The sequence below is a fragment of the Flavobacterium sp. N1994 genome (genome assembly GCF_025947145.1).
In the GTDB taxonomy this organism is placed as follows: domain Bacteria; phylum Bacteroidota; class Bacteroidia; order Flavobacteriales; family Flavobacteriaceae; genus Flavobacterium.
In genome coordinates this window covers 2,699,343-2,717,753 of the sequence record NZ_CP109999.1, presented here as the reverse complement: position 1 = coordinate 2,717,753, position 18,411 = coordinate 2,699,343, and the positions used below count along the sequence as shown (strand labels likewise).

Below are 18,411 nucleotides of genomic sequence, written 5' to 3'. Positions count from 1 at the left end.
AAAAACAACTATAGTAATCTTAAAAAATAATAAATCAATATTTTTTCTATTTACATTTGCTTCAAATAGTTCAGTTATGTCAATAGAAGTTCAAAATATTTCGAAAAGTTATGGTGCTCAGAAAGCATTAGACAATGTTTCTTTTTCAGTAAAAAAAGGAGAAATCGTTGGTTTTCTTGGGCCGAATGGTGCTGGAAAATCAACTTTAATGAAAATTTTGACCACCTTTATCAATGCTGATGAAGGAACTGCGACTGTAAATGGAAGTGATGTTGCTGAAAACCAAAAAGCAGTGCAACTTTCTGTTGGCTATTTACCAGAACACAATCCGTTGTATTTGGATTTGTATGTTAGAGAATATTTGGCTTTCAATGCGGATGTATATAAAGTGGCTAAATCCCGAATAGAAGAAGTAATTCAACTTACTGGTCTATCTCCAGAAAGTCATAAAAAAATTGGACAATTATCTAAAGGATTCCGTCAACGTGTTGGATTGGCAACGGCTTTGCTTCATAATCCTGATGTGTTAATTTTAGATGAACCAACAACAGGACTTGACCCAAATCAATTAGTGGAAATCCGAAATGTTATTAAGAATGTTGGAAAAGACAAAACGGTTTTTCTATCCACACACATTATGCAGGAAGTGGAAGCCATTTGCGATCGCGTCATCATCATTGATAATGGTAAAATTGTGACCGATAAAAAATTAGACAAATTAGTTTCAGAAGAAAAAGAACAAATCATCGAAGTAGAATTTGACAAAGCTATTGCTGAAAGTTTATTAGCTAATTTACCTAACATCAAAACTTATAAAAACACCAGTGACAATCTTTGGGTTTTAACCTTCAATACAGAAGAAGATATGCGTCCAAAAGTGTTTGATTTTGCACAGGAAAACGGTTTAAAAACACTTCAAATCAGTTTAAAGAGCAAAAATTTAGAACAGATTTTCAGAGAAAAAACAAAACAGCAATAAAACAAAAAATCCCGAATCATCGGGATTTTTTTTATGGATATACTACATGTCCATAAAACAATTGTTGGACATTAACAATTGGCGGTATATGCTTTAACATAATATTACCCGTACTATTCATAGTCCCGGTTATGCTTTGAATTGGGTTTACAATCATATCGTTAGAACCTCGATGATAGACTACAATATTTTGAGCAATTAAATTTTGAGCCTCAATCCGTCCGTCTCCAAAATAGAAATTAAAATTAGCCGTATTGGTTTGACCTGTCAAGTAAAATCGCGACACATTATTATTTGCAATAGTCAACGATTGATTATTAATATTCAAAGTAAAATCACCTATTCCTGCTCCAGCTTCACCATCGGCATCTTTATCAAAAGAGATAAAAATTAAATTTGGGAAAGTCAAAACCCCATTTGAACTAATATTTCTATCTGTTTTAGAATATACTTCTTCTAGCGTTGGTGTTGTTACCAAAATTTTTGTGGTTCCATAAGCTCTCACCCAATTGCAACTGGTGTCATCTTTAAAAATCAGTTGGTCCCCATTTTGTTGCACGCCAATATTGTCAATGAAGTTTTCTCCAGCTTGAATCTGAACTTTATACTCTGTTCCTTCTGTAATTACAACTTCAATTCCGCGATAAACTTTAATTTTTTTAAAGGGCAACACTGGAACATCCTTAGTAATAATAGCTCCGTTACTCTCCACACAATCGCTAGGTTTTTCACATGAGTTAAAAACCATTAGTAGCACTATAGATAACAAAAACTTTTTCATCTCTTTTATTTTATAATCTAACACCAATACCAAACTCTAAAGCTTCCGCCAAAAACATATGGGTCTTTATTGTAAAACTTCCGAATACTTTATCAGTGATATAATACTTCATACCCACTCGGTCATAAACCGGAATATCATTTTTAAAAGGCTCATAAACATAATATCCTAACTGAGCTTCAAGTGAAATCCTATTGACAAAAAGTTCATAACCCACAAAAATTCCTACTCGTTTATAATCGGTGTTAGGGTCAATATTCTTTTCAGGATAAGCCACCGAATAATATTTAATATAATCTTTAAAGGAATACGTCAAAAACAAATCTGCTCCAAGTTGTAAAGCCGACTTCCTATTAAAACGCTTATCAGTATAAAATCCAAGATGGTAAAAAGGCTGTTGTCCGCTTCTGATTATTGGACTTTCATTAACTCCAGTTCTAAAAACAAAATTGTATTTAATAGGTTCTCGATAGGATTTTTTTACCAGAGCCGTGTCATTCTGAATGGCTTTTTCGTTTTCGAAATTATAATTTAATCCAACGTTCAGCATATAAGTATTAATCCCGCTATTAGGCGTTTTCACTCTACCATTAGAATAATGTGTAAACATAAGCCCCGCATGAAACCCGATGTGATTAAACAACTTTTGGTTATCATAACTCAACCCAATATTGGTGTTATCTAAAATTTCGGTGCCAAAAGCCTTGTTAATACTATTGTTAACCTTGTCATACGGATTCGTTGCATAGGCAATCCCTTGTGATAATCGCAGTTGCAAATGTCTTTTTAAAAAATAAAAGTCGTAAAATCCTCCCACAGAATAACATAGTCCAAGAGGCTGACTTTTAAAATCCTGATACAAGAAAAAAGCCCCATAATCTGGGAAACCATAAATTTTATGCCAATCTTTTGCTCCGTGAGTTTTAACTAAAAAACTAACCACAACACCTTCTGGATGCCCATTAATCAAGTTATACATGTCTTCCCTATGCGGTAAAACATTCCCTCGCAAAGTAGCCACCTCAACTGCAAAAGTGTTTTTATGCTGAGCACAAACAACTCCCGAAAACAATACAATAAAGTAGAAAAAATGCCTCATCCTAAAAATTAAAACGCACAAATATAATCGAATATCTTTAGGAGCGAAGCGTTTGGGCATTTTTGTCAGCCATGTTCCCGCTGTCCGCGCTACACGGTAGCCACTCCCATCGGGGCTAGTTAGGATTTGTCTTTTGTGAAAATAATTTTAAAAAACAGTAGAAGCAATGGCTTTAATATTCTCGGCTTTTCCCATAGAATAGTAATGTAACACCGGAATTCCGGCAGCCACTAATTCCTTACTCTGTTGAATACACCATTCTATACCAATTTGTTTTACAGCATCGTTGTCTTTGGCTTTAACAACGGCCATAATCAAATCATCTGGCAATTCTAAACTAAAACGATGCGGAATCAAATTCAGTTGCTTCTTGGTTGCGATAGGTTTCAATCCAGGTATAATTGGAACTGTGATTCCAGCCGCACGCACTTTGGACACATAATCAAAGTATTTTTGATTGTCAAAAAACATCTGAGTGATGATATAATCCGCTCCGTTTTTGATTTTTTGCTTTAAGAAATGAATATCACTGTCCAAACTTGGTGCTTCCATATGTTTCTCCGGATAACCAGCCACACCAATACAAAAGTTAGTTTGAGCCGAATTCTTTAAATCTTCATCTAAATAAATTCCGTTATTCAGATTGCTTACTTGCAACACCAAATCGGTAGCATACTCATTCCCTTCTTTCTCAGGATGAAAATAGGTTTCTGTTTTCAAAGCATCACCACGAAGCGCCACAACATTATCTATTCCAAGGAAATCTAAATCAATCAATAAGTTTTCAGTATCTTCTTTGGTAAAACCGCCACACAAAATATGTGGAATCGCATCGACATTGTATTTATTCTGAATACCAGCACAAATACCAACTGTTCCTGGACGCTTTTTTACAATTTTCTTTTGTAATAATCCGTTGGGTAATTCTTTATACTCGTATTCCTCACGGTGATAGGTAACATCAATAAACGGCGGATTGAATTCCATTAACGGATCAATACTATCAAAAATAGACTGAATATTTTGTCCTTTTAAAGGCGGTAAAATTTCAAACGAAAACAATGGTTTTCCGTTGGCGTTTTCTATATGTTGGGTTACTTTCATCTTAATCTGCTATATTGGGGTTAAGCCATTTTGTAGCGGTTTCTGTCGAAATGCCTCTTCTTTTGGCGTAATCTATTACTTGGTCTTCTTTAATTTTCCCGAGTCCGAAATACTTACTCTCTGGATTGGCAAAATAATATCCTGATACTGATGATGCGGGCCACATCGCCATGCTTTCGGTTAATCGCACTCCGATTTCTTGTTCTACATTTAATAATTTCCAAATCGTTGGTTTTTCTAAATGGTCAGGACAAGCTGGATAGCCTGGTGCCGGGCGTATTCCTTTGTATTCTTCCTCAATTAAATCCTGATTGCTCAAGCTTTCATCCGAAGCATAGCCCCAGATTTCTTTTCGGACTTTCAAGTGTAAATATTCCGCAAAGGCTTCGGCTAATCTATCACCTAATGCTTTCACTAAAATCGAATTATAATCGTCTAATTGCTTTTCAAATTCGGATGCTTTTTCGTCAACACCAAATCCTGTCGTTACACAAAAACATCCGATGTAATCTTGCTTTCCGTTGTCTTTTGGAGTAACAAAATCCGCTAAAGCAATGTTTGGAGCTCCAGCTGTTTTTTGAGATTGTTGCCGTAAAGTCAGAAACTTGTAATTTGTTCCTTGAATTTCAATATCATCATCATTTACAGTATTCGCTGGAAAAATTCCTAGAATACCTTTCGCAGTCAGCCACTTTTCGGAAACGATTTGAGCTAACATTTTTTGAGCATCGGCAAATAAAGCAGTGGCTTGTTCTCCCACAACTTCATCCGTCAAAATCGCTGGATATTTCCCATATAATTCCCACGAACTAAAAAACGGTGTCCAGTCAATGAAATCAACTAATTCAGACAGTTCTATTTCAACAGTTTTGGTTCCGATGAAATTTGGTTTAACTGGACTGAAATTATCCCAATCTAATTGCAATTTATTTTTACGAGCGTCTTCAATTGACAAATAATTTTTATCCCGACTTCTATTCAAATATCCATCGCGTAATTTGTCATACTCAGCACGAACGGTTTTAGCGTATTCCACTTTAGTTTCAGCCTGAAGCAGATTGCTAGCTACTGTTACGGCACGTGAAGCATCGTTAACATGAACTACGGTTTCCTTATATTCTGGTGCAATTTTCACAGCTGTGTGAGCTCGAGAAGTGGTTGCTCCACCAATCATAATCGGAATTTTGATATTGAGTTTGTCCATTTCTTTGGCTAAATACACCATTTCGTCTAGCGATGGCGTAATTAATCCGCTAAGTCCAATGATATCTACATTGTGTTCAATAGCTGCCGCTATAATTTTTTCAGGTGGCACCATTACACCCAAATCGATGATTTCAAAATTGTTGCAACCTAAAACTACCGCTACAATATTTTTCCCGATATCGTGCACATCACCTTTTACCGTTGCCATCAACACTTTTCCGGCCGAGGAAGATTTTCCGTCTTTTTGTGCTTCGATGAAGGGCAATAAATAGGCTACTGCTTTTTTCATCACACGAGCTGATTTTACTACTTGAGGCAAGAACATTTTTCCGCTTCCAAATAAATCACCAACAACGTTCATTCCAGCCATTAAGTTAATTTCGATAACATCGATAGCTTTTTCAGAAGTAGCTCTGGCTTCTTCAACATCTATTTCTATAAATTCGTCAATTCCTTTTACTAAAGAATGTGTCAATCTATCTTGAACCGAACCGTTTCTCCATTCTTGAATTGCTTTTTCATTGACTTTAAAATCGCCTTTGAAACTTTCTGCTAAATCCAATAATCTTTCAGTGGCATCTTCTCTTCTATTCAACAAAACATCTTCTACATGTTCCAATAAAATTGGATCGATTTCGTCATAAATCTCTAGCATTTCTGGATTTACAATTCCCATCGTCATTCCGTTTTTAATAGCATGATATAGGAACGCTGAGTGCATTGCTTCACGTACTTTGTCGTTACCGCGGAAAGAAAACGAAACATTACTTACTCCGCCAGAAACTCCGGCATAAGGAAGATTTTCACGAATCCATTTGGTGGCTCTGAAGAAATCTAAAGCGTTTAGTTTGTGTTCTTCCATTCCGGTGGCGACTGGAAAAATATTCGGATCGAAGATGATATCCTCAGCTGGAAAATGCACTTCATTTACCAGAATATCGTAACTCCTTTTACAGATTTCGATTCTTCTTTCGTAATTATCGGCCTGACCGTCTTCATCAAAAGCCATTACGATTACAGCAGCTCCGTATCTTTTTATCAATTTGGCATGATGCACGAATGCTTCTTTTCCTTCTTTAAGAGAAATCGAATTCACAACCCCTTTTCCTTGAATCACTTTCAGACCCGCTTCGATGATTTCCCATTTGGAGCTATCCACCATTACTGGAACTCGAGCAATATCTGGTTCGGCTGCAATTAAGTTTAGGAATTTGGTCATAGCATACACACCATCCAACATTCCTTCATCCATATTAATATCGATGATTTGTGCGCCTCCTTCTACTTGGTTGCGCGCAATATCAAGGGCTTCTTCGTATTTCTCCTCTTTAATTAAACGCAAAAATTTACGCGAGCCTGTTACATTCGTTCGTTCTCCTACGTTTATAAAGTTTGATTCCGGAGTAACTATTAATGGTTCTAATCCGGATAGTTTTAAGTATTTTGTTTCTGCCATTTTTGTTTTTGCCACGAATTGCACCAATTATCACAAATTTAATTCGTGGTTGTTTTTTATTATGCGTTTTCTAAAATAGTTCTCGGTTTAAATTCTGCAGCTACTTCTGCAATGGCCTTTATATGCTCTGGAGTGGTGCCGCAGCAACCACCAATGATGTTGATTAAATTATCTTGTAAATATTCCTTAATTAACCCTTGCATTTCTTCCGGGGTTTGGTCGTATTGACCGAAAGCATTAGGCAAACCTGCATTGGGATGTGCTGAAATATTGAGTTGTGTATTGTGAGCTAATCTTTTTAAATACGGTTTCAATTGATCAGCACCTAAGGCGCAATTAAATCCGATACTTAGTAAATCGATGTGGGCAATTGAAATTAGAAATGCTTCTACGGTTTGTCCTGAAAGTGTTCTTCCTGAAGCATCGGTAATCGTTCCAGAAACCATCACGGGAATATCAAGATTGCGTTCTTCTTTTACTTCTTCTATGGCGAATAACGCCGCTTTTGCGTTTAGTGTATCGAAAATAGTTTCTACTAAAAGTACGTCGACACCACCATCGATAAGGGCTTCTACTTGTTGTTTGTAAGCTATTCGTAAATCGTCAAAAGTCACGGCACGAAATCCAGGGTCGTTAACATCTGGCGACATACTAGCGGTTCTATTAGTTGGCCCTATGGAACCTGCTACAAAACGAGGTCTATCAGTAAATTCGTCAGCTACTTCTCGAGCAATTTTTGCAGATTCATAGTTGAGTTCATAAACCAAATCTTCTAAGTGATAATCGGCCATACCAATAGTAGTTCCTGAAAACGTATTGGTTTCAACAATATCAGCTCCAGCTTGAAAATACAAGCGATGCACTTGTTTTACCGCTTCGGGTTGGGTAATAGAAAGTAAATCGTTGTTGCCTTTTAGAGGATGTGGAAAATCTTTGAAACGTTCTCCTCGAAAATCTTCTTCGGAGAAATTGTTGCGTTGTAGCATGGTTCCCATCGCTCCGTCGAGCACGAGGATTCTCTCTTGTATGGCTTGTTGAATCTTTGACATTTCTTATTCTTTACAAAAATGGATAACTAATTAGCCCCGATTGGCAGTGCTACCATGTAGCACAGAAAGCGGGAATATGGACTGCAAAAACACGCAAGCCATTCGCTCAGATACTGAAACAAGTTCAGCATGACAGTATTATAGGTTATCAGAAAGTTGAGAAGAATTCTCGGGGTTATCTGCTCCCAATAAATTGGGATAGAATGTAGCACCTTCTTTTGGCAAAGGGTTGCTAAGCTTTCAACGGGTCTATTCCCTCCAGCTTTCGTGATAACGAACAATAAGTTTATGAACACTGCAAAGTAATGACATAGTTTTTAAAATTACAACAAAAATCTATAAATATGTTCTAAAATAAAACTACATCGTTGTAATAAAAAAAGGAGCATAAAACTATGCTCCTTTTAAAATAAAATTGATGTAATTTAGTTTTTAATAATTTTTGATGTTCCAACTCCTAATTCAGATTTTACTTTAACAAAATAAACTCCAGCATTTAAATCAGCTATGTTTATTTGAACAGCCTCTATATTAGAAAACTTCATTTCCTTTACAATTCTTCCGTTAATATCTATTACGGAAACAGTATCAATTGTTGCATTATTTTTTGCGGTCAGATTAAAAACATCTTTAACTGGATTTGGTTGTAATGAGAAATTGTTTGCAAAGAAATCTCTTGAATTAAGAGCTGGTCTATCTACAGAAAAATTATCAATCCCAATATAATTTGAATTTATACCAGTTGGCCCACCTTGTTGCACATGATAACGCAATGCGATTCTGCAATCCGTTGGCCCTGATAATCCCGTAATTGTATAAGAATATTGTGTCCATATTGCAGGATAATCGGTTGTATTCATGGTAGGATTTACTGATAATGCCAAAGTGGTAAAACTACCAACGTTGTTAGGGGCATTTGGCATAACTTCTGTTGCTTCTGTGCTAATTCTTAGCTCTAATCTATCGGGATATGTTGCTGGATTAATAGTGGTACGAGTATAAAAAGAAATAATATCACCATTTTGCAATCCTGTTAACATAGGTGTAAACAACCAAGTGCTTATTCTACCCGAACCCGTAATGCTATTGAAATTGGCTCCAATGTAGGAAGTTGTTGCTCCGCTGTTAGCAGCAAAAACAGTATCAGTTCCTTGAAACCAAGTAGTACTTCCAACGTTATTTGCTAGGTTTGAAAAAATCCAACCACTTGGTTCTAGTGTCGTAATATCATCAAAATTTTGAGAAATTAAATTTTGAGCACTTGAAATAATTGTTGTAAAAAATGCGATTAAGAGTAAAGTTTTTTTCATAAGATATTTTTTAAATTTAATCGAAAATAATTTTTTTATTTTTTATTCATCATAACAAATCTTTAATCAGCATAAATACTCGACCAAGAGTTAACATCAGCATATTGTATGATAAAAATATGTATCCTAAATAAAAAAAATTACAACCAAACCGCTTCTTTAATTTTAATTTTTTCGGCTACTTTAAGAATATCTATCAAAACTCCTCGAGCAGTGACTTGCTTTCCGGCTCCAGCTCCTTGAATAACAATTGGAATCTCTCCATAAGATTTGGTGTAAATTTCAATTAGATTGTCTGCTCCTTTTAGTTGCCCTAAAGCAGAACTTTTGGGAACAGAAATTAATTTGACTTCTACTTGCTTTGATGTTACATCGAGTTCGCCCACATAACGTAAAACTTGATTTTCAGCTTGCGTGATTTTGGCGATTTGGAATGGCTTATCAAATAATTGTTTGTTGACCGAATAGTCGGCTTTGGAATTTTTTTCATTAAGATTTGGAAGCAAAAGGGATTCAATTTTGATATCAGAAAACTCAAGTTGTTGTTCTATTTCTCGTGCTAAAATCAACAACTTTCTAGCTACATCATTTCCGGATAAATCTTCTCTTGAATCGGGTTCGGTTAATCCGATTTTTTCGGCTTGTGCTAAAATTTTTGAAAACGGAAGTTCTTCTTCAGAAAATCGATTAAAAATATAACTTACAGAACCGGAAAAAACACCTCGAATTTTAGTGATTTCTTCACCAGATAAATACAAGTCTTTAATGGTTTTAACGACAGGTAATCCAGCACCGACATTCGTTTCATATAAAAATGTCTTATCATATTTCTTAAGATTTCTTCTTAACTCTTTGTAAAAATCAGTATGTAGCGTATTGGCTTTTTTATTGGCTGCCACAATATCAAATCCGTTTTGAATAAGTGGAATATAATTTTTGATGATATCTGCACTGGCTGTAGCATCAACGGCAATCAAGTTTTCCAATTGTTGTTCCTGAACGTATTCGATGATATCTTCAATTCGGAATGGAATAGCAGATTGGGCAAAGTTGGCTTCCCATTGATTTTTTAGTCCGTCTTTTTCAAAAAAGGCTAAAGTAGAGTTGGTAATAATGGGAAACCGTAGGTCGATGTTTCTTTTTTCTAGAAAGAATTTTTGACTTTCAATAACCTGATTGATTAAAGTGCTACCGACATTGCCGATACCAAAGAGAACGATATTAATTCTAAGCACTGACATAACTTTGTTGTTTTTTAATGTTAAAAATGGGGGCTAAAATTTGGGTTAATTGTTCGAATTCTATTAGGAATGCATCGTGACCATGAATAGAATGTATTTCTTGATAAAACACATTTTCTTTTATTGATTTCAAGACTTCATACGTTTCCCGATTTTCATCTGGGATAAAAAAGTAGTCCGTATCAACTGCAACAATATAAATATTGGACTGAATTGCTTTGGTCACCACCAAAAAATCATTTCTATCTCGAGTAATATCATTCGTTTTAAGCAAATGATTCATCAATTTATAAGCGGATAAGCGAAAACGGTTTTTGAGTTTGACTCCGTGATTGGCCAACCAATTCTCTATTTGAAACACCTCAGAATCTTTGAATTTATTTCGTTGAAAACGTTTGTTAATAGATTGAGGCGTTCTATACAACAACATAGCATGCAGGCGTGCATCGGCAATAGGATCATCTGAATTATTGAGAATTTGATCCTGAATCAAAACATTGGCAATAACCCAATCAGTAGCTTTCCAATCGGTTGCAATCGGAATTAAGTTTTCTATTGATTTTGGTTTTAAAGTTGCCATTTCCCAGGCCACAGCTCCTCCTAAACTTCCTCCAATAACAGCAAAAACAGATTCAATTTTGAGGAAAGACAAACCTTCCCAAAAAATTCGAGCCACATCTCTAATGGTAAAATCTTGATAAGAAGTGATTAAATTTCCAAAAATATTATCGTACCCATTTCCAGGGATATTAAACGAAATGACTGTAAAATAATTGGTGTCGACAGTTTTATCTTCGCCAATTAAATCATTCCACCAGCCATTTTCTCCGGTAACATTGGAGTTTCCTGTAAGCGCATGGTTAACTACTACGACTGGCGCCGACCCTATGGGCTGACCAAAGGTCTGATAGAACAGCGGAATATACGGTCTTCGTTTTCCGTTTTCTAAATCAAAAATGAACAGGTCTATTTTTTCTAAATTCTTTTTCATAACAATTTTTTTTAAAAGACTGCCTTCAACCTCAACTTTGAAGACAGTCTTAACAAACAAACCAAACCTAACCAATTGGTTTTATCTTCAATTTCTTTATTATATAAGTTGAGGCGTCTTTAGGGTTACAAAAACCGCTTTCAAATCGGCTTTCAAATCTTCAATATCTTCTAAACCTACTGAGAGGCGGATTAAATCTTTAGTCACTCCTGTAGTTTCCTGTTCGGCGTCAGATAATTGTTGATGCGTAGTGCTAGCTGGATGGATGATAAGCGATTTTGTATCGCCAATATTGGCAAGCAAAGAGAATAATTTAGTGCCATCAGCGACTTTTTTGGCAGCTTCGAATCCTCCTTTTAACCCGAAGGTTACGATGCCGCTTTTTCCTTTTGGTAAATATTCATCGGCTAAGTCTTTGTATTTAGATGATGCTAATCCAGGATAATTTACCCAAGCTACTTGCTCTTGCGTTTGTAACCATTGGGCTAAAGCCAAAGCATTTTCACTGTGTTTCTTGATTCTAATTTCTAAAGTTTCTAATCCTTGAATGGTTTGGAAAGCGTTAAACGGACTTAATGCTGCTCCGAAATCGCGTAACCCTTCGATTCTTACTTTGGCAATAAATGAGGCTGCTCCAAGAGCTTCGTAGTATTTTAATCCGTGATAACCTGCTGATGGCTCTGTAAATTCAGGGAATTTCCCATTGCTCCAATCGAAGTTTCCAGCATCAATGATTACACCTCCTAATGAAGTTCCGTTTCCTGTGATGTATTTGGTTAACGAATGAATAACGATATCGGCGCCATATTGAATTGGGTTCAGCAAAAAGGGTGTTGCTACAGTATTATCAACAATAAAAGGCACTTTGAAGGCTTTGGCTTCTTTAGAAATAGCTTTCAAATCCAACACATCTAATTTTGGGTTTCCTAAACTTTCGGCGAAAAAAGCTCTTGTGTTTTCTTGCGCTGCTTTGGTAAAGTTTTCTGGATTAGATGGATCGACGAAAGTTGTTGTAATGCCTAATCTTGGCAAAGTTACTTTCAGCAGATTATAGGTTCCTCCGTACAAGCTATTGGAGGCTACAATGTGATCACCCGCTTTTAGTAAAACCAACAAGGTCGTTGCAATTGCTGAAGTTCCTGATGCCGTAACTACTGCTCCGATTCCGCCTTCGAGTGCCGCTAAGCGTTGTTCAAGAATATCGTTTGTTGGGTTGTTCAAACGAGTGTAAATGAATCCGGCTTCAGCTAGTCCAAAAAGATTGGCAGCATGGTCTGAATTATTAAATACATACGAAGTCGTTTGGTAGATTGGAACGGCTCTGGTTCCTGCGTTTTTAGTAACGTCGTGTCCTGCGTGTAATGCGTTTGTTGCAAATTTTTGTGTGCTCATGATTTAGAATTTTAATTGTTTAACTATTTAGATTTTTTTTTTGAAATAAAAAAAGTCCCTTTGGATGGCTTACCAAAGGGACTTTTAGGAAGTAGCTATACTACGACTAAGTGCTCAACTTTTGGTAACAGGGTATGCCAATACAACAACACATCATATGCATCATCATGTTGTTCATCATCATATTTTTTCCTGTTCCGTTCATTATTTTATTTTTTAATTTTATTGCTTTTTGAATTTCTTTTAAATAAAAAAACCTCTGCGGTTTGCAGAGGTTCAATTGTATATATTTTAAATATTTAAAATTATGCAATAGTGAGCTCTGCGGAAGTTTCCGGCATCATGCAACACATATGGCACATTGTAAATTTCATTTTTGTTGTTTTTTGTTGGAGCAAACTTCTGAACTATTTTTCAATTGACCAAACTTAATTTGAAAATTTAACATTTGAGATTTGTTTATATATATTTAAATACTACGTATTTAGATTTTTTAAACAATCATAAAAAAAATAAAAAAAGTAAAATAGTTTTTTATATTCTAAATAGTCTTTATACATTTGCACACGAAAAAATGGGAGGAAAAATTTGAACTGATTGCAACCTCGTTAAAAAATGCTAAAGCAGAAACTCTCCTTTAGCTTTCAAAGCAATCTTCCTTATTTTTACAACAATTAATATAAAACTAAAATATAGTTATGGCTTATTTATTTACGTCGGAGTCAGTGAGTGAAGGACATCCAGACAAAGTTGCAGACCAAATTTCTGATGCATTAATTGATAACTTTTTGGCATTTGATGCTGATTCAAAAGTAGCTTGCGAAACATTGGTTACTACTGGTCAAGTGATTTTGGCAGGAGAAGTAAAATCAAGTACTTATCTTGATGTACAATCTATTGCAAGAGAAGTAATCAGAAAAATTGGATATACTAAAAGCGAGTATATGTTTGAAGCTGATTCTTGTGGTGTTTTATCTGCAATTCATGAACAATCTGCTGATATTAATCAAGGAGTTGATAGAGCAAGTAAAGAAGAGCAAGGTGCTGGTGACCAAGGAATGATGTTTGGTTATGCCACTAATGAAACGGAAAACTATATGCCATTGGCTTTAGATTTGTCTCATGCTTTGTTAATTGAATTAGCCAATTTAAGAAGAGAAAATAACGAAATTAAATACTTACGTCCAGACGCTAAGTCACAAGTGACTTTAGAGTATTCTGATGACAACAAACCACAAAGAATTGATGCCATTGTAATTTCTACTCAGCATGATGATTTTGCTGCCGAAGCTGAAATGTTAGCTAAAATTAAAAGCGATTTAGTTGGCATTTTGATTCCAAGAATTAAAGCAAAATACCCGCAATATGCTCATTTTTTCAATGACCAAATTACCTACCACATCAATCCAACAGGAAAATTCGTAATTGGTGGACCTCACGGAGATACAGGTTTAACTGGAAGAAAAATCATTGTAGATACTTATGGTGGTAAAGGAGCTCACGGTGGTGGAGCATTCTCTGGAAAAGACCCATCAAAAGTTGACCGTTCTGCTGCTTATGCAACACGTCATATTGCTAAAAACTTAGTAGCTGCTGGATTGTGTGACGAAGTTTTGGTTCAGGTTTCTTATGCGATTGGAGTAGCAAAACCAACTTCTATTAACGTAGTAACTTACGGAACTTCAAAAGTAAATTTAACTGACGGAGAAATCAGTAAAGTAGTTGAAAACGTATTTGATATGCGTCCGTACTTTATTGAACAACGTTTGAAATTAAGAAATCCTATTTACAGCGAAACTGCTGCTTATGGTCACATGGGAAGAACGCCAGAAACGGTTACTAAAACTTTCCAATTACCAAATGGAGCTCCAAAAACAGTAACGGTAGAGTTATTTACTTGGGAGAAATTGGATTATGTAGATAAAGTAAAAGCAGCTTTCGGATTATAAATCTGAAACTCCTTCTTATAAAAAAACCAGCTCAATGAGCTGGTTTTTTATTGCTATAAATTATATTTCATACTAAAAATAATATACCTTGGCTGAACAAAATACTGTGAGTTGGAAACAGCAAATTGGTTAAAACTACTATCGTTCAAGGATTTTGTGTTTAATAAATTATTGACTCCAATTTTATATTCCCACTTACTGTCTTTCTTTTGATAGACTAAACTAGAAGAAAGGAAATCATAATGATTATCAACCGTTTTATCATTGTTGTAATAATGGTAATACTCATACTCCGTTACCCAACCAAAGCTATCCCAGAAATAATAATCTAATCGTGCAAAAGGACTGTCTGTTTTAAAAGTAGTGTGATTATACTCATTATTGGTAAACGTATAGCCTAACTCGATATTAGGCATTTTTTTAAAATTGGTAGAAGTCTTTAAAGTATAAGTATGTGTAAAACTCTCTGTACTATTGTTGACCCCTCCGATAATATTATAAAACTTAGACCAATTAATATTGGCACTTAAAGAAGCTTTATAATACTTTAAAAAAGAACGTCCATAGCTTCCCATACTGGAAAAATTTTCATCTGGAAAGTTGGAATTATAAGGAGTGGATAATTGATTTACTCCTGCAAAAACGACTCTAGATTTCACAGCATCTACACTTCTCGTATAAGTTGCATTAGCAAAAATATTTTCAAAATTAAACATATTGTATTTGAAATAGCGCAAGGAGTGGACTTGAGATGTAGCATTTTCTAAATTCCTATTCCCTCTGAAAATACTATTATAGCTCGACATTAAATAGCCTTCAGCCAATTTTGTGATATCTGTAAAATCATTGGTTAAAGAGAAATTATAGGTCAGTGTCTCTGACTTTTTAATTTGGTATAACACAAACAAGTCGGGTAATAATTTATTGAAATGATTTTGTAACGAAGCCCCCAATTGCTGACTATTGGTGTTATAAAAATGATAGCTTACTCCTGGTGTAATAGTGAATTTTCCTTTAAGAATTTTGTAGTGTAGACCAATAAAGGCATCATTAAAACCATAAACCACTTGATTATTATTTTGATTCGAATTCAAATCATTTACGGAACCATTATCTAACATTTGGAATAAATGAGTGTTGAAATTTTGATTCGAATAAGTGTTTCCAATAGTCAGATTAATGTTGCTTTTGGGAGTTAGCATGTAATAATAATCAAACTTTGCGTCGATCTTATTTGTTTTGGCCAAACGATTTTGATTGATATCGTTTCTATTTTGTCCTGATATATAATCCGTTAAAGTAAAGGGTTGCGTTTGAAGATTAGCATTATAAAAAGGATCTTCGTATTGATACATGTGTTGGGCTTCCAATACAAAAACATTCTTTTCATTTTTCGTATAATACAATCCGAGATTTTGATTAATCGTCAGAGGGTTTTGTCTTTTATTGGTATAAATATTTTCGTTTGAATTAACGGAATTAATGATGGTTTCTCTGGTCAGATTATTATTTTCATCTTGTTTTGAAAACTTAGTTAAAACATCATAATCAAATTGAAAATCAGTAGTAGGTTTATAACTCGAACTCAACTTAGCCAACCCAAAATTACTGTTTTGAAACGAGTTTTCGTTGCTAATTTGTTGAGCATTATTAGACAAATAAGTAGTTTGCGATAGTGTTTGGACCTGCGTCTTTGATGCTGAAAAAATACCAAATCCACTTATATTCCATGCTTTAGTTGGGTTATAGGAGAAATTAGCTGCTCCAAACTTAGTGTCTATCTCTTTGGCTCGGTTGTTTCTGAGCATTAATATTCCTAAATCATTGGAGGATACATTAAAGTTACTCCCTCCTTTGGACATCATCTTTCGGAAGCCACCTGTCATTTTAAAATAATCTTGTATCGTTAACGGCAACTCTCCAATGTTATTAAAATTGGAAATGATATTGACACTGTACTTTGGACTATAATAAAACACTTTGGGATTTATGATATGACGATCTTCGACATGTCCAACGCCTATTCCAGCGGTCATGTCACCGAACCAAAAGTTCTTTTTCCCGTCTTTCAGTTTAATATTCATGGCTATATTATCCTGATTGTTCTCAACTCCTTTTAGGATAGAATTTTCATTGTAGTTTCTAAGCACTTGTACTTTATCAATGGCATCGGCAGGAATATTTTTAACCCCTAATTTAGTGTCTCCATCAAAAAAGTCTTTTCCTTCCACCATAAGTTTAGATACTTTTTTTCCTTCTACTTCAACTTCGCCATCAGCATTTACTTCAACTCCAGGTAATTTTTTCAAGACATCTTCTAGTTTTTTTTCTGTTCCAGTTTTGAACGAATCGGCATTATAAACAATGGTGTCTCCTTTAATAGAAACAGGCATTTCACGAACAATTTCAACTCCCTCGAGTTCTATTCCGCCCGTTTCCATCATTATATTTTGCGTTATATTTTGAGATTGAGTGGTCACCGTAATCTCTTTGTTTTGCATTCCGAGGTAACTCAGTTTAATGGAATAGGTTGAATTTGGTTTTAGATTTAGAAAAAACTTCCCTTTATCATTGGTAATAGCATAAGCATCCATAGTTTTAGTGCCCAGATTCATCGCCATTATGTTAGCCATTTCGAGAGGAGCCTTATTACTGTCTTGCACTAAGCCTTCAAAACGAATGTTTTGAGAAAAAGATATTGACGTTATAAACAAGAAGAAAAGAATACTATTTTTCATGAAGGTTTATGTTCCAAATTAATGCCCCATTCTCATTTCCATTCGTCTTCCATCACCACCTTTTCCGTCATACATTTGTCGCATTTCTTCCATTTTTTTTATTACGGTTTCGTCGTATTCTTTTTGAGAAATTACTTTTCCGTTGGTTGGCGCTTTAATTTCTGCCTTTTCTTTAGCATTCAAAACCACCTTTGAACATAAAACAGTCGTTTTACCATCGTTGACTTCGAGAATTAAACCTGGCAAACCCCAATAGCTTTCGGGCCCTTGATTTACTGGAATTTCAGGTGTATACCAAGCGGTGATTGTTATTTCCTTTGGCATATCAAAATCATCCATAAAATTGGTTTTCTTGTCTTTATCTTCGGTTTTTGGTTTGTCTGTTTTTTTATCTTCCTCTTTTTTGGGTCTGAAATTTCTAAAATCGGATTGACTTACTGGTCTAACGGCTGTTGCTTTGAAACAGTTGTAGCCGCCAATCATTCTGGTTTCGCTTTCCATTTTCCAGTTTAATTTGGGCAACGAATCTTTTACTAAAAATTCTTTCCCCATAAATTCTTTATCAACCGTATAACTTTTATCTTTTACATTTTTATAATAGGTGCCGCCACCGCCCATCATAGAGGACATCATTCGCATTCCTCCTCCTTGTCCTGTTCCTGGCGCATCTAACTTTTCTTCTTCTTTATAGATGGAAGCTGACTTATCAAAATTGAGAATGAATGTTTTTTCAAACATTTTTTTCATTCGCTCTTCAATCATTTTCTGCATTTCGGGAGTAATTTCTTTATTCCCTTGCAAACGAGATTTAAAATCGGAAGTGCTTGTTTTTGACTCATAAACGGCCATTCCTTGAAAATCTTTTTGAGCATTTGAAATACTAAATGCCAATAAAAATAATGAAGTATAAACTAATTTTTTACTCATCAGAGTTGCTTTTTTACGGAATTCGTGACCCGAGCCTGAAAGGTGAACGGATGAAATAATCTTTGATTTCATTGATTTTTAGTTTTGAAAGAACAAATATGACAAATACTTGCGAATTCGTTACCAATGTTTTGTTAAAATATCTTTTTGGTGTTGTCAAAATTAGATTCGTTTATTGTAAATTAGCCC

Annotated in this window: 13 protein-coding genes and 1 riboswitch; of the genes, 2 read left to right on the top strand and 11 right to left on the bottom strand. The window is 35.0% G+C overall.

Annotated features, from left to right (window positions below; all coding sequences use genetic code 11):
* Positions 1 to 76: 76 nt before the first annotated feature.
* A complete protein-coding gene (gldA, locus tag OLM53_RS12170) occupies positions 77 to 979 on the top strand; it encodes a gliding motility-associated ABC transporter ATP-binding subunit GldA (RefSeq protein ID WP_264520505.1) in 903 nt (300 codons plus the stop codon).
* Between the two features lie 31 nt (positions 980 to 1,010).
* Here the strand turns inward: gldA and OLM53_RS12165 are convergent, their stop codons facing one another.
* The 9 genes from OLM53_RS12165 to OLM53_RS12125 form a co-directional block, all read right to left on the bottom strand.
* Complete coding sequence (locus tag OLM53_RS12165) at positions 1,011 to 1,760, bottom strand: head GIN domain-containing protein (protein WP_264520504.1); 750 nt, start codon at positions 1,758 to 1,760, stop codon at positions 1,011 to 1,013.
* A 10-nt stretch (positions 1,761 to 1,770) separates the two neighbouring features.
* Positions 1,771 to 2,859 carry an acyloxyacyl hydrolase gene (locus OLM53_RS12160; RefSeq protein WP_264520503.1) on the bottom strand — a complete coding sequence of 363 codons (1,089 nt, stop codon included), beginning with the start codon at positions 2,857 to 2,859 and terminating at the stop codon, positions 1,771 to 1,773.
* Positions 2,860 to 3,006: 147 nt separating this feature from the next.
* Positions 3,007 to 3,963: a methylenetetrahydrofolate reductase [NAD(P)H] gene (gene metF, locus OLM53_RS12155; RefSeq protein WP_264520502.1), complete on the bottom strand. Its 957-nt coding sequence runs from the start codon at positions 3,961 to 3,963 to the stop codon at positions 3,007 to 3,009.
* Between the two features lies 1 nt (position 3,964).
* Complete coding sequence (metH, locus tag OLM53_RS12150) at positions 3,965 to 6,625, bottom strand: methionine synthase (RefSeq protein ID WP_264520501.1); 2,661 nt, start codon at positions 6,623 to 6,625, stop codon at positions 3,965 to 3,967.
* A gap of 59 nt (positions 6,626 to 6,684) precedes the next feature.
* Positions 6,685 to 7,674 (bottom strand): homocysteine S-methyltransferase family protein, encoded by a 990-nt coding sequence (locus OLM53_RS12145; RefSeq protein WP_264520500.1) that lies wholly within the window; start codon positions 7,672 to 7,674, stop codon positions 6,685 to 6,687.
* 172 nt (positions 7,675 to 7,846) lie between these two features.
* Positions 7,847 to 7,951: riboswitch (SAM riboswitch) on the bottom strand.
* Positions 7,952 to 8,099: 148 nt separating this feature from the next.
* Complete coding sequence (locus tag OLM53_RS12140; protein WP_264520499.1) at positions 8,100 to 8,984, bottom strand: T9SS-dependent choice-of-anchor J family protein; 885 nt, start codon at positions 8,982 to 8,984, stop codon at positions 8,100 to 8,102.
* 140 nt (positions 8,985 to 9,124) lie between these two features.
* Positions 9,125 to 10,225, bottom strand: coding sequence for an aspartate kinase (locus OLM53_RS12135; protein ID WP_264520498.1), 1,101 nt, complete (start codon positions 10,223 to 10,225; stop codon positions 9,125 to 9,127).
* The gene (locus tag OLM53_RS12130) at positions 10,212 to 11,216 is read right to left on the bottom strand and encodes an alpha/beta fold hydrolase (protein WP_264520497.1); all 1,005 of its coding nucleotides are present in this window, start codon (positions 11,214 to 11,216) and stop codon (positions 10,212 to 10,214) included. Before OLM53_RS12130 ends, OLM53_RS12135 begins: the two co-directional genes overlap by 14 nt.
* Positions 11,217 to 11,315: 99 nt before the next feature.
* On the bottom strand, positions 11,316 to 12,608 hold the full coding sequence (locus tag OLM53_RS12125) for an O-acetylhomoserine aminocarboxypropyltransferase/cysteine synthase family protein (protein WP_264520496.1): 1,293 nt from the start codon (positions 12,606 to 12,608) through the stop codon (positions 11,316 to 11,318).
* A gap of 698 nt (positions 12,609 to 13,306) precedes the next feature.
* Here OLM53_RS12125 and metK point away from each other — a divergent pair.
* The gene (gene metK / locus OLM53_RS12120) at positions 13,307 to 14,557 is read left to right on the top strand and encodes a methionine adenosyltransferase (protein ID WP_264520495.1); all 1,251 of its coding nucleotides are present in this window, start codon (positions 13,307 to 13,309) and stop codon (positions 14,555 to 14,557) included.
* Between the two features lie 53 nt (positions 14,558 to 14,610).
* Here metK and OLM53_RS12115 read toward each other — a convergent pair whose 3' ends face one another.
* Together OLM53_RS12115 and OLM53_RS12110 are read right to left on the bottom strand one after the other, a co-directional pair.
* Positions 14,611 to 17,295, bottom strand: a complete 2,685-nt coding sequence (locus tag OLM53_RS12115; RefSeq protein ID WP_264520494.1) for a carboxypeptidase-like regulatory domain-containing protein — start codon at positions 17,293 to 17,295, stop codon at positions 14,611 to 14,613.
* An 18-nt stretch (positions 17,296 to 17,313) separates the two neighbouring features.
* On the bottom strand, positions 17,314 to 18,222 hold the full coding sequence (locus OLM53_RS12110) for a GLPGLI family protein (RefSeq protein WP_264522453.1): 909 nt from the start codon (positions 18,220 to 18,222) through the stop codon (positions 17,314 to 17,316).
* Positions 18,223 to 18,411 lie beyond the last annotated feature (189 nt).

Bases quoted from the DNA above. Each gene is read 5' to 3' on its own strand.
- OLM53_RS12140 (WP_264520499.1), bottom strand. From the start codon at position 8,984: ATGAAAAAAACTTTACTCTTAATCGCATTTTTTACAACAATTATTTCA.
- OLM53_RS12165 (WP_264520504.1), bottom strand. From the start codon at position 1,760: ATGAAAAAGTTTTTGTTATCTATAGTGCTACTAATGGTTTTTAACTCA.
- metH (WP_264520501.1), bottom strand. From the start codon at position 6,625: ATGGCAGAAACAAAATACTTAAAACTATCCGGATTAGAACCATTAATA.
- OLM53_RS12110 (WP_264522453.1), bottom strand. From the start codon at position 18,222: ATGAGTAAAAAATTAGTTTATACTTCATTATTTTTATTGGCATTTAGT.
- OLM53_RS12135 (WP_264520498.1), bottom strand. From the start codon at position 10,225: ATGTCAGTGCTTAGAATTAATATCGTTCTCTTTGGTATCGGCAATGTC.
- OLM53_RS12145 (WP_264520500.1), bottom strand. From the start codon at position 7,674: ATGTCAAAGATTCAACAAGCCATACAAGAGAGAATCCTCGTGCTCGAC.
- OLM53_RS12125 (WP_264520496.1), bottom strand. From the start codon at position 12,608: ATGAGCACACAAAAATTTGCAACAAACGCATTACACGCAGGACACGAC.
- gldA (WP_264520505.1), top strand. From the start codon at position 77: ATGTCAATAGAAGTTCAAAATATTTCGAAAAGTTATGGTGCTCAGAAA.
- OLM53_RS12130 (WP_264520497.1), bottom strand. From the start codon at position 11,216: ATGAAAAAGAATTTAGAAAAAATAGACCTGTTCATTTTTGATTTAGAA.
- OLM53_RS12160 (WP_264520503.1), bottom strand. From the start codon at position 2,859: ATGAGGCATTTTTTCTACTTTATTGTATTGTTTTCGGGAGTTGTTTGT.
- metK (WP_264520495.1), top strand. From the start codon at position 13,307: ATGGCTTATTTATTTACGTCGGAGTCAGTGAGTGAAGGACATCCAGAC.
- metF (WP_264520502.1), bottom strand. From the start codon at position 3,963: ATGAAAGTAACCCAACATATAGAAAACGCCAACGGAAAACCATTGTTT.
- OLM53_RS12115 (WP_264520494.1), bottom strand. From the start codon at position 17,295: ATGAAAAATAGTATTCTTTTCTTCTTGTTTATAACGTCAATATCTTTT.